We start from the raw sequence: 12,885 nt of genomic DNA, 5'->3' as shown, positions 1-12,885 counted from the left end.
CAAGTTTTGGTTGTTTACTTATTATTTAAAATTAAAAAGGAACGCTTTTAGCGTTCCTTTTTTTATTAATACCGTTTTTTAAAAACTAAATCTTCTTTTAAATTATATGCTTTCCAAGTACTAACTTGTTTGTCTTTTCTATATTTACCAGAGATTTTTAAAACTCCGTTATTGTAGTATTGCTTGTATCGTCCATGCTTTAAACCATCTTTTAGTTCAACTGAATAATAAGTGTTTCCGTTTGGATACTTTTTAATAAACTCTTTTGCTGTTAAGTCTGTTGGATAAATTTCTGGAATATTAAAAATAGTCTCTTTATTAATAGAGTTTTCAGTAATTTCTACTGTTTGAGTTGTATGATTTTGTGTTGTGCTTATAACTGTATCGTTAAAAGTGTAGTGTTCTTTAACAGATTCTGGTGTTTGATAATCAATAACTATCTTACTTTCAAAAAAGTTTTTTTCTGGAGTTAATTGTACACCAATTAACGGAAAACAAATAAAGTAATCTTTATTTGTTTTTAATTCTTTTTTAGTTGTTGCGTCTACAAAATGATAAGCACTATTATATAGGCTTGGTATGTTAGCGTATGCAAAAATGCTTGAACGTTTATCAAACTTATCATCAAAGTCTTTAAAGGCTTCAAAGTTACTTAGCGTTTCTTTGTTTGTATAAGTGTTAATAATGCTTTTTAAAGTGTTTGGCTCGTTGCTAAACACAACATAGTTGTCAATAATTGTAAAGTACGGTTTTTCTATGTCAGAGAATAAATCGCCTAAAAGAATTTTAAAAAAACCTTTAATAGACATAAAATTAATTGGGTAGCCTTTATAATTAACTTCTTTAAACTTTACAGGTGTTCGTTTTTTTATTTGTTGTAAAATAAAGTTTAAATTTTCTTTAGCGTTTTCAATATTATTAGCTTTTAAAACTAAAGCAACATCTTTTTTAGATTCTGATACGTTAGAGTGGAGTTGTAGTAAAGCAATCTCGTCATCAATCCAGCTCATAAAATGAGTTTTTAGATTAATTTTCAGGAAGTTTTCTATTTGTTCTGTTCCATCTAAATAGTTTTTAAATTGTTCGGGATTTTCTTTTTGAATGGTTTCAAAGTTTTCATAAAAATCATTAAAACTACTAAAAGCAAAACTTAAATAAAGTGCAGTGTTTTTTGGAGCAATAGTACTAATAGTACGTTTCCCTTTTCCAGATTTTTGTAAGGCTTTTAAATAACTACTTGCTTGATTATTAGTGTTAGTTATACCATTTGCTTCAATAGTATTGTTATCTAAATTAAAACTGAAACCACTAAACTCAAGACTTTTACTAAGTGTTTCGGTTAAATAACCAGGTTTGTTAGAAAAAACTTTAACAAATTCGTCTAAATAGTCATATTGAAAATACAAACGAAACATATCATTGTATCCCACTTGCTTTTTGACTTCAATAAAATTTAAGTCGCGTCCAATATCAGGTTCTAAATATTGATCTATTGATGCTTCAACCAATGTGTGCACGTAAGACGCAATCATTTGATTTTTAATAAAGCTTAGGTAAAGGGTTGTATGTTTTTTGATATCGTAAATTTCAGTAATCTCATGTTCATGATATTTACGTTTACTAACCTTATAATTGCTATTTATTAGTGTGTTTAAATTGTTTTTAAGTAGATTAAGTTTAGCGATTTTCTGTAAGTCAACAACATATAAATAGCCATATTTTTTAGGAGCATAAACATGTGCAGATATTAGTAATTCTCTATTCCCAATACGATTAAATGTCCCTTGTTTTTGTTTAAAAATAGTATCAAGCTTATTTAGGTTTTTTGCAAGACCATTAAAATAATCGTTGGTATTTAAATGTTTCCAAATATCACTTTTACTAATGGCATCCCAATTGTCTATTGGTTTTTGACTTTCAATAACATAAACAGCATCTTTTGGAACTAAGTAAATAGATTGTATGTTGTCATTATTATCAAAATAAAAGACATATACTTGATATAACCCATAGCTAAAAATTAAGGCTAATAATAAATAAATTATGCTGCGTTTTTTCATAGACTAAACCTGTAAAACTCCCATATTAAACTGTTTTTCAATAGGAGCATGGTTTGCAGCTTCAATTCCCATACTAATCCAAGTTCTGGTGTCTAAAGGATCTATTACTGCATCTGTCCAAATACGCGAAGCTGCATAATAAGGAGAGACTTGATTGTCGTATCGTGCCTTAATTTTATTAAATAATTCGTCTTCGTTTTCTTTGGTAATTTTTTCACCTTTCTTTTTAAGTGATGCTTTTTCAATTTGCAACAATACTTTTGCAGCACTATTACCACTCATTACTGCTAATTCTGCACTTGGCCAAGCTGCAATTAGTCTTGGGTCATAAGCTTTTCCACACATAGCATAATTACCAGCTCCATAACTATTACCTAAAACAATAGTAAATTTTGGTACAACACTATTACTAACAGCATTTACCATTTTTGCTCCATCCTTAATAATTCCGGAGTGCTCACTTTTACTTCCAACCATAAAACCTGTAACATCTTGTAAAAATACTAACGGAATTTTTTTCTGGTTACAATTAGCAATAAATCGTGTGGCTTTATCTGCACTATCATTATAGATAACACCACCAAATTGCATTTCGCCTTTTGCATTTTTGACTAATTGACGTTGGTTTGCAACAATACCTACAGCCCAACCATCAATTCTAGCATAGGCAGTAATTATTGTTTTTCCGTAGTCCTCTTTATACTCATCAAACTCAGAATCATCCACCAGACGTTTGATTATGGCTTTCATATCATATTGGTCTGCTCTAGATTTTGGCAAAATACCATAAATATCTTCAGGGTTTTCTTTTGGTTTTTTAGCTTCGTTTCTACTAAAACCAGCTTTATCATAGTCGCCAATCTTATCAATTAAGCGCTTAATTTTATCCAAAGCATCTTTGTCATCTTTAGCTTTGTAATCTGTAACACCACTAATTTCGCAATGTGTGGTAGCTCCTCCTAAAGTTTCGTTATCAATAGTCTCTCCAATTGCAGCTTTAACTAGATAACTTCCTGCTAGAAAAATACTTGAAGTTTTATCAACTATAATAGCCTCGTCACTCATAATAGGTAAATAGGCTCCACCAGCTACACAGCTTCCCATAATAGCAGATATTTGGGTAATTCCCATGCTGCTCATTATAGCATTATTTCTAAAAATACGACCAAAATGTTCTTTATCTGGAAAAATTTCGTCTTGCATTGGTAAATAAACACCAGCAGAATCTACTAAGTAAATAATTGGTAATTTGTTTTCCATTGCAATTTCTTGTGCTCTAAGGTTCTTTTTTCCTGTAATAGGGAACCAAGCACCAGCCTTAACTGTAGCATCATTTGCAACAACAATACATTGTTTTCCTTTAATGTAACCCATTTTAACAACAACACCTCCAGATGGGCAACCACCATGTTCTGCATACATACCTTCTCCTGCAAAAGCACCAATTTCAATAGACTTAGCTTTGGCGTCTAATAAATAATCAACACGCTCTCTAGCTGTCATTTTACCTTTTGCATGATGTTTTTCAATACGCTTTTCTCCACCACCAAGTTTAACCTTTGCCAGTTTAGACTTGAGTTTAGAAAGAAGTAATTTATTATGATCTTCGTTTTTGTTGAAGTTAATATCCATTGATTACATTTTGTTTGTTGTAAAAATACAAAAGTTAATAGTCTCACGAAAACTTGATAGTTATATTGATTAAGATTTTTATCCCTTTTAAAATTATTTGATTAAGCTTTAATTTTATATCTTAGTAACACCAAATTTAAAACCAACCTACTATGTATTTATTTAAGCAGAAATTTACTGTATTATTATTTCTTGTCTTTTTTGTTCAAGCTAACATTGCGCAAGACAATACTGTCTTACCCAAAGGGTTAACCGAAACCGAACAATCTTTAGTCTCTCAATTTCAGTTTAAAAGTTCAGTAGCAACTGCTGCTCCATCAGGACCAGTCAGAGCTGCTGCAGAATGGGAAGAGGTAGAGTATTTAGTGGTTAGATGGACTTCAAGTTATCAAAACATTTTACGTCAGATTGTAGCAGTTGGTGTCACAGAATGTAAAGTAATTATAGTTACTCAAAACCAATCTTCGGTTTCTAGTTACTTAACCTCAAACGGAATTGATTTAACAAACGTTTCGTTTTTAAATGCTGCATCAAACAGTATTTGGATACGGGATTATGCTGGAAATACCATTTATAATAATGATGTTGGCCAAATAGGATTGGTGGATTGGATTTATAATCGACCAAGACCTGCAGATGATGTTGTCCCAACTCAGCATGCTAATATGTTAAGTTTACCAATTTATGTAACAGATTCTGGAACAAATGATCTTGTTAACACAGGAGGGAATTATATGTCTGATGGATTAGGAAATGCTTTTGCATCAGAGCTAATTTTAGAAGAAAATGAAGTTGGAAATCCTTATAATGTTACTGCTAAAACTGAAACTGAGATTGATAATATTATGTATAATTACATGGGAATTGATAATTATATTAAAATGCCAACTTTGCCTTATGATGGCATACATCATATAGACATGCACATGAAGTTGTTAGATGAAGAAACTTTATTGGTTAGTAAATACCCTAATGGAGTAGCAGATGGACCACAGATTGAAGCAAATATTCAATATGTATTAAATAATTTTCAATCACCTTTTGGAACGCCTTATAAAGTAGAATGGATAGATTCTCCTCCAAGTACTGGAGGTTCTTATCCAGATACAGGTGGCTACTATCGTACGTTTAGTAATTCGCTAATATTAAATAAATCAATCTTAGTTCCAACGTATAGACCATCTGTGGATGGACCTGCTTTGGCTAAATATCAAGAGCTAATGCCAGGTTATAATGTAGTTGGAATTGATGTAGATAATTCTGGCGAAAACCTAATTGCTTCAAGTGGAGCTATACATTGTATTACTCATACAATAGGAGTTGCAGAGCCTTTATGGATAGTACATCAACCTGTTACTTATGCAAATTCTGGAGCAAATATTGCTATAGATGCTATGATAAAACACGTGTCTGGTATTGCAAGTGCTAAAGTATTTTGGAGAGAGGGAGGGACAACAACGTTTAACGAAACCGCAATGTCTCTTGTTAGTGGAGACGATTGGACTGCTAATTTACCATTAATTGCTAGTTCAACTAATATAGACTATTATATCTCTGCTCAGGCAGTATCAGGCAAAGTATTAACTCGTCCTTTGGTTGCTCCAATGGGTTATTGGACTACAGAGGTAAACACGCTATCAACACAACAATGGGCAGAAAATAACATATCACTACCTTATCCAAACCCTACAAGAAATAATGTGTCATTTAATTTAAAAAATATTGAAGGATTAATAAATGTATCTATTTATAATACACTAGGTCAACAATTGTTTAGTAATAAAATAAAATCCGGAAATGGTGTTGTTAAACTAGAGTTAAATGAAGTATGGAAAGGTGTGTTATATATTGTTTTTGAAGGCAATTTTGGTAAAATCAACCGAAAGATAATTAAGATATAATCAACTTAATCATTATAAAAAAAGCACCTATTTTAAAGGTGCTTTTTTAGTTTCAATCTCAATATAAAACAAGGAATTAGTTTCCTTGTAAAATAAATTCATTTTATGTATCTTTGTAAAAAGAAACTCAATATGAAAAAAATAATCGCATTTGGTGCTAGCAATAGTTTAACGTCAATAAATAAACAACTCGCAGTTTATGCATCGTCATTAATTGAAAACAAAGAAGTAGAGATTTTAGACCTAAACAATTTTAAAATCCCTACTTATAGTATTGATATTGAAACTAAAATAGGTATACCAGAAAACGCTCAACATTTTTTTGATAAAATTAAAAGTTGCGATGGAATAATTATATCATTAGCAGAGCACAATGGTAATTATACTGCAGCTTTTAAAAGTTTGTTTGATTGGATGTCACGTATAGATAAAAACATTTTTCAGGATAAAAACATGTTGTTAATGAGTACGTCTCCAGGAGGAAGAGCTGGAAAATCTGTGTTTGATATAGCAGAAGCTAGTTTTCCAAGGTTTGCAGCAAAGATTAGTGCTAAATTCAGTTTACCTTCCTTTAATGAAAATTTTAAAGAAGGTAAAATTATAAATGAAGCACTTAACCAAGCACTAGTAAAGGAAGTTAATGCATTTTTATTAAATAACTAATTTATGATCATGGCAGATTTTGCAAAAGACATTAATTCTAAATTTGAAAACAATAAGATAAAAGCGATGCTTAATATTTTATATACAGCTAACCATATTTCTAGTTTTCAAAATGATTTTTTTAAACAGTTTGGATTATCTCCACAGCAGTATAATATTTTAAGGATTTTAAGAGGAGCAAAACAGCCAGTAAAAGTCCAGACTATAAAAGACACAATGGTAGAGAGAGCACCTAATTTAACACGACTAACCGATAAATTGTGTGATAAAGATTTAATTAAACGTATTGCATACCCTGAAGATAGAAGAGTAGTCTTAATTGAAATTACTAAAAACGGTCTAAACTTGCTTAGCAAGATAAAACCAAGTAGCCCATCGCACAATTTGCTTGATAAGTTAACAGAAGAAGAAGCAGCACAATTAAGTGATTTATTAGATAAAATGCGTTAGTGCATTTTTTTAATCAAATAGTTTCCATGGAAACTAAAAAAACAATAAAAACATGAAATTTAATACAATAAAAAACATAGGAAGAAGTGATTTTGTAAATATGGGACCAATACAATTGCGTCAACCCATTCCAACAAAACAAATAGATAATATAGATCCATTTATATTATTACATCATTATGGTCCATACACAATAGATAAAAAAAACAACCCTTTTGATTTAGGTCCACATCCACATCGTGGTTTTGAACCAATAACCTTTTTAATTCAAGGAGAACAGTTACATCGTGATTCTCTTGGAAATGAAAGTGTTGTAAAAGCTGGTGATGTACAATGGACAACAGCTGGAAGAGGGATTATTCATGCAGAAGGACCAACAAAACAGTTTGTTGAAAAAGGAGGGACTCTGGAAGGAATACAGCTTTGGCTAAATTTACCAGCTAAAAAAAAGATGATACAACCAAATTATCAACATGTTAAAAGTGAAGATTTTAATAGTATAGTTTCTAAAGACGGTAAAGTTGTAATTAAAATTGTGGCTGGAAACCTTGATAATAAAAACGGAAGTATTGCTACGCAAACCTCAGTAAATACCTTTTTGATGGATTTTAAAAAGGATGGCGAGTATTATCTCCCAATTGATAATACACATCAAGTAATGCTGTATCTACTTAACGGAAATATAGATGTAAACAAGGATGCAAATTTGTCATTAAACAATAATCAATTAATAGAATTTAATCAAGATGGTGAAGGAGTACATTTAAAGGCACAAGAAAACAGCAAGCTTTTATTTTTATCTGGTCAACCTTTAAAAGAAAAAGTTAAAAGCTATGGACCATATGTAATGAATACGCAGACAGAAATCATGGAAGCAATGCGAGATTATCAGATGGGTAAAATGGGATTTCTTCCAAGTTAAAATTAAGCATCCCAAAAGGATGTTTTTTTTGTTTAAATACACGATATTTGTAATTCACATTTTAGTAAAATTAGATTATGGCAATGAATAAAAACACTGTATTAGCTTGGGCTACTGCAATTATGATAATAGTAGGTTTAGGATTAATAGGGTTAGGAGCTTTTAGATATAATGAAGTTGCAGGATGGGGTTTTGCATCTGTTGGAATTGGTTTTTTTGCAATTGCTTGGGTGTTTAATGCTTTAAAAGGTCGTGTTTAGTTTATAAAAATCCAGCTAAATAAATAATAAATCAAAACTCATAAATAATTATGTCTGACGATAAAAAAGTAATTTTCTCAATGTCTGGTTTGACCAAGACATTTCAAAGTGCACAAACTCCAGTACTTAAAAACATATATTTAAGCTTCTTTTATGGAGCAAAAATCGGAATCTTAGGTTTAAATGGTTCAGGTAAATCAACCTTATTAAAAATTATTGCTGGAGTAGATAAAAACTATCAAGGTGATGTAGTGTTCTCTCCAGGTTATTCTGTAGGGTATTTAGAGCAAGAACCACAATTGGATGACGATAAAACAGTTATGGAAATTGTGCGTGAAGGTGCAGCAGAAACAGTTGCAATCCTTGATGAGTATAATAGTATAAATGACCAATTTGGTTTGGAAGAAGTCTATTCTGATGCAGATAAGATGGAAAAATTGATGAACAGACAAGCTGAGCTTCAGGATCAAATTGATGCTGCAAATGCTTGGGAATTGGACACCAAATTAGAAATTGCTATGGATGCGTTACGTACGCCTGATGGTGATAAAAAAATTGGAGTTTTGTCTGGAGGAGAGCGTCGTCGTGTAGCATTATGTCGTTTATTATTACAAGAGCCTGATGTATTGCTACTTGATGAGCCTACCAACCACTTGGATGCAGAGTCTGTACATTGGTTAGAGCATCATTTAGCACAATATAAAGGAACTGTAATTGCTGTAACACACGATAGATACTTTTTAGATAATGTAGCAGGTTGGATTTTAGAATTAGATAGAGGAGAAGGTATTCCTTGGAAAGGAAATTATTCGTCATGGTTAGATCAAAAATCTAAACGTATGGCTCAAGAAAGCAAAACAGCTTCTAAACGTCAAAAAACTTTAGAGCGTGAGCTAGAATGGGTTAAACAAGGTGCAAAAGGAAGACAAACTAAACAAAAAGCACGTTTAAAAAATTATGACAAGTTAATGAGTCAAGACCAAAAACAACTTGACGAAAAACTAGAAATATACATTCCAAATGGACCACGATTAGGTACAAATGTTATTGAAGCTTCAGGTATTAGTAAAGGTTATGATGATAAATTATTATACGAAGATTTAAACTTTAACTTACCACAAGCAGGAATTGTTGGTGTTATTGGTCCAAATGGAGCAGGTAAAACCACTATTTTTAGAATGATAATGGGTGAGGAAACACCTGATAAAGGCGAGTTTAAAGTTGGTGAGACAGCTCAAATTGCATATGTAGATCAAAAACATTCAAACATAGATCCGGAAAAAACAATATGGCAAAACTTTAGTGATGAGCAAGAGTTAGTTATGATGGGAGGAAAGGAAGTAAATTCTAGAGCCTATTTAAGTCGATTTAACTTTTCTGGAGGAGAGCAAAACAAGAAGGTAAAACTGCTGTCTGGAGGAGAGCGTAATCGACTTCATCTTGCAATGACGCTTAAAGAAGAGGGTAATGTGTTACTTTTAGACGAGCCTACTAATGATTTAGATGTCAATACTTTAAGGGCTTTAGAGGAAGGTCTTGAAAATTTTGCAGGATGTGCAGTTGTCATTAGTCACGATAGATGGTTCTTAGATCGTATTTGTACACATATCTTAGCGTTTGAAGGAGATTCTCAAGTGTATTTCTTTGAAGGTGGATTTAGCGAATATGAAGAAAATAAGAAGAAACGTTTAGGTGGAGATTTAATGCCAAAACGAATAAAATATAAAAAACTAGTAAGATAGTTTTAAGCATAAAAAAGCCTTCCAAATGGAAGGCTTTTTTGTTATAATTTTATTGTTAATATAAATGGTCCTCAGTAAAATCTTGATAGTCACCTTTTTTATTGGCTTCTTCAAGAGTTTTATCAAAATCTTCCATTATTTTTTTATGCTCTTTTTCTAATTTTTTTTTCTTTTTTACAATACTAAAAGCAACACCTAAAAAAAGGATACCACCCAAAATTGTAAAGATTAAATATGTAGGCATTTATTAAAAAAAATTAAGTTATAATTTAAAAAATCTACTCAAATATAAAATAATAAATAAGATTCAAATTAAATAAAAGATAAACTGTAACATTTTTATTACAATTTATACATATAATCGTAGTATAAATATTTCGCGAACTACTATTTTTTTCCGAAATTGCTTTACTAAAATTTGTACAACCTAAAACAACATAAAAAATGGCAGACGATTTTGACCTATTAGAAACCAATTCTCAAGAAAAAACAAGTAAAGTAGATGTTAATTGGGGAAAAGCAATTGACACAATGAAGTCTAAATTGGCTCAAGAAGATGATCCAGAAAGCAGACAAAAAATATTAAATGCAACATTAGACAATGTTGTTGGTATGGCAGAGCAGGATAGGTCTACACTATTGGATGCTATTAAAGACTTAACAGATTACCAAGATGAAGTTGGGATTATGTTTGAAGGTTTTTCTGCATTAAATGCAGACGAGCAAAAAATAATCGACGATGCTATAAAACGTTTAGAGCGTTCTAAGGTAGAGCTTGAAGACGCAAACAATAAACCAGATACATGGTGGAATAATCTTTGGGGACGTAAAAGTAAAATCAAAAAAGCAGAGCAAGAGCTTAAAAAAGCACAAAAACAACGTGATGAAGCAGACAATAAAGCAAAAGCTATGTTTCAGCAACGTATCGAAACTGCAGATGTACAAACATTATTAGGAGAATTGTCTTATAAGAGTCAAGCAGCAATCAAACGTCTAAAAGACAGAGAGGTCGAAATTAAAGAAGTAGAAGAAAGTCTTAAAACTGCAATTGTAGAAGCTAGTAATAACCACACAAAAGCACTTCAAAAGAAAAAAGAAGTAGAAGATCAACTTGAAGAGCAGTACGCTTTATTAAAACAAGCACGTCAAGCTTTAGAAGAAGTATCAGATAAGCAATCAGAAGCATACTCTGAAGCCTTATCAAAAGTAACCACTTTAGAGCAAAAAGTAGAAGAGTTGGAAGGACTTAAAAACGCTTACACAACACTAGCAGCATCAAAAGATAGTTTTGTACATAAGCACAATTTAACAATTAAAGTATTAACATCTTTACGTAGTAATTTACAAACGCATCGTGCTAAATTAAAATCAGATACAGATGAGCGTTTAAAATATTACGATGGATACGTAGTGGCTTTAAAAGCACGTACAGATCAAGAGTTTGCAGCAATCCTAGAGCATTTAGGAGTAAAAACAGACGAACATATTGGCGAGACTCTAGCAGCAATGCATACAGCAAGTGCTAAAGCACGTCAAGAAATGATGGATAACATTCCAGTACACGAAAAGGTTATGCAAGGTGTTTATGGTAGTTATGCAGAAGCATTACAAGAAATTAGAGAAAAAGATAAGTCTATCCAAAAAAACTTTGCAGACCGTTATGGTATTGATATGAAAGAGATTTTTGAAGACTATTATAAAGCAGACGGAAGTGCACCTTCAGGAGATGGTAATCCAGCAGGAAAACCAGAACCAGAAAGTGGTAATGACGATTTACTAGGATAATATAATTTGGGCGTTTCCTACTTTTGCTTTTAATGGCAAAAGTAGGTCAGGCTTTCACTACTCGCTCTCTGCGAGGAGCTCAGACAGACCGTTCAATCCTTAACGCACTTACTCAAGTACTTACTCGAGACCAAAATGAAAAAAAATATAACATATTCAATACTATTACTTTCAATAGTAGTAATAGGTTTTATTTATTTTGCAAACGATCATAAAGAATGTTATATCGTAGAAGATGTAATAAAAAAGGAAAACGGTAAAGTTGAGACAGTCACAAAACACATCTGTAAAGAAAAATATAATTTATAATAATTTGTAAATTCGTGGTAACTAACCACAAAAAAACATTTACTTAAACAATGTCACTAAACCACATCGTAACACCTTTAGATTCTGCTATTTTAGATAGTAAAGAGCAATATGTGTTTTATCACAAAAAGGTAGACTTTGCTTTAAAAGAATTGATTGTTGGTGTCCAACAAAATGGACTATGTACCAAGCAAGAAGTGGTGTTTTTTAAGCAATACTGCGATTTGTTATTGTATTCAATAGAAGCCATGCGTATCAAGTACATGTATGACGAAGAAGACAACATGAAAGTAGATGTTACAGACTTAGGATTTCCTAATTATTTAGAATTTAGATATCTCTACAACGACTTGTCATTACGCGATAGTCATTTAAAAAAGTTTAAAGACACATCAGTATTACAGGACGAATTTTTAGACCAATTATTACGCAAAAAGCAACCTGTTAATCGGGATAAACTGTTTCAAGCAGCATCAATAGTTTATTATACATCAGTACAACAAAAATATATTTTCAATCGTTTTGTGCAAGGCAAAATAATAAAAGCACCAGAAGGTAGTCAAGCACAATATATGACTAGTTGGAGTTTTTATGATGTGTCATTAAACAGACCCTTTGTCTGTTTTATGTATTTTGATTATGATGGAAAAGACCCATTAAAAGAAAAGGAGGATATTTATGATACGCTTAAAACAGTAGCAGATCGTAAAATGAATATGGATACTATGGCTTATGGTATTGATAGAAAATTAAAAAATGTATTACCAAAATCATTAAAACGTATAGACATAGGAGCGTTTCATAATGTGTTTGCAAAAGATGATAACGATTTAACACATACCATTCTAGAAGCTATTTCTAAAAAAGAAATTCCTTTAGAAGCTTACGCCTTGTCATTTAAAATACACGAAGTGTTTTCTGGAAGCACCTTTACAGAAGGTGGTTTTTTTAGCAAACAAACGCTTCAAAATTGGAGTGCACCAATCAAACAAGGATATGTGTTTGCACCACACAGAGTCATACAATTACTATACAATAAAAACCCTGAAATAATGAATAAGCTGGCAAAACCACCTTTTGAAGTTTCGGATTTAAAAATTGATAAAATATAAATTAGTTTACAGTCGCAGTTTGCAGTTTTTCAGTAATGCGATTTTGAAT

General features: G+C 31.6%; 11 protein-coding genes. 8 read left to right on the top strand and 3 right to left on the bottom strand.

Annotated features, from left to right (window positions below; translation table 11 throughout):
* Positions 1-65 precede the first annotated feature (65 nt).
* Both SJY17_RS12430 and SJY17_RS12425 read right to left on the bottom strand, forming a co-directional pair.
* The gene (locus SJY17_RS12430; RefSeq protein WP_397362884.1) at positions 66-2,060 is read right to left on the bottom strand and encodes a DUF3352 domain-containing protein; all 1,995 of its coding nucleotides are present in this window, start codon (positions 2,058-2,060) and stop codon (positions 66-68) included.
* Between the two features lie 3 nt (positions 2,061-2,063).
* Positions 2,064-3,692, bottom strand: a complete 1,629-nt coding sequence (locus SJY17_RS12425; RefSeq protein WP_397362883.1) for an acyl-CoA carboxylase subunit beta — start codon at positions 3,690-3,692, stop codon at positions 2,064-2,066.
* 152 nt (positions 3,693-3,844) lie between these two features.
* Here SJY17_RS12425 and SJY17_RS12420 point away from each other — a divergent pair, with 152 nt between their 5' ends.
* The 6 genes from SJY17_RS12420 (at position 3,845) to ettA (ending at position 9,630) form a co-directional block, all read left to right on the top strand.
* Positions 3,845-5,593: an agmatine deiminase family protein gene (locus SJY17_RS12420; protein ID WP_397362882.1), complete on the top strand. Its 1,749-nt coding sequence runs from the start codon at positions 3,845-3,847 to the stop codon at positions 5,591-5,593.
* A 132-nt stretch (positions 5,594-5,725) separates the two neighbouring features.
* Positions 5,726-6,256, top strand: a complete 531-nt coding sequence (locus SJY17_RS12415) for an NADPH-dependent FMN reductase (protein ID WP_397362881.1) — start codon at positions 5,726-5,728, stop codon at positions 6,254-6,256.
* A 9-nt stretch (positions 6,257-6,265) separates the two neighbouring features.
* A complete protein-coding gene (locus tag SJY17_RS12410; RefSeq protein WP_397362880.1) occupies positions 6,266-6,706 on the top strand; it encodes a MarR family winged helix-turn-helix transcriptional regulator in 441 nt (146 codons plus the stop codon).
* Positions 6,707-6,758: 52 nt separating this feature from the next.
* Positions 6,759-7,628, top strand: a complete 870-nt coding sequence (locus SJY17_RS12405; RefSeq protein ID WP_397362879.1) for a pirin family protein — start codon at positions 6,759-6,761, stop codon at positions 7,626-7,628.
* Between the two features lie 83 nt (positions 7,629-7,711).
* Positions 7,712-7,888, top strand: a complete 177-nt coding sequence (locus SJY17_RS12400) for a CAL67264 family membrane protein (RefSeq protein WP_397362878.1) — start codon at positions 7,712-7,714, stop codon at positions 7,886-7,888.
* A 50-nt stretch (positions 7,889-7,938) separates the two neighbouring features.
* On the top strand, positions 7,939-9,630 hold the full coding sequence (gene ettA / locus SJY17_RS12395; RefSeq protein WP_397362877.1) for an energy-dependent translational throttle protein EttA: 1,692 nt from the start codon (positions 7,939-7,941) through the stop codon (positions 9,628-9,630).
* Between the two features lie 55 nt (positions 9,631-9,685).
* Here the strand turns inward: ettA and SJY17_RS12390 are convergent, their stop codons facing one another.
* Positions 9,686-9,874, bottom strand: coding sequence for a hypothetical protein (locus tag SJY17_RS12390; RefSeq protein WP_397362876.1), 189 nt, complete (start codon positions 9,872-9,874; stop codon positions 9,686-9,688).
* Between the two features lie 200 nt (positions 9,875-10,074).
* On the opposite strand from SJY17_RS12390, the gene SJY17_RS12385 reads away from it, so the two are divergent.
* Positions 10,075-11,415 (top strand): microtubule-binding protein, encoded by a 1,341-nt coding sequence (locus tag SJY17_RS12385; protein ID WP_397362875.1) that lies wholly within the window; start codon positions 10,075-10,077, stop codon positions 11,413-11,415.
* 359 nt (positions 11,416-11,774) lie between these two features.
* Entirely contained in the window at positions 11,775-12,836 is a 1,062-nt protein-coding gene (locus SJY17_RS12380) for a hypothetical protein (protein WP_397362874.1), read from the top strand.
* Positions 12,837-12,885 lie beyond the last annotated feature (49 nt).

Source organism: Olleya sp. R77988 (genome assembly GCF_044594215.1).
In the GTDB taxonomy this organism is placed as follows: Bacteria; Bacteroidota; Bacteroidia; order Flavobacteriales; family Flavobacteriaceae; genus Olleya.
This window is presented reverse-complemented; position numbering and strand designations above follow the sequence as displayed.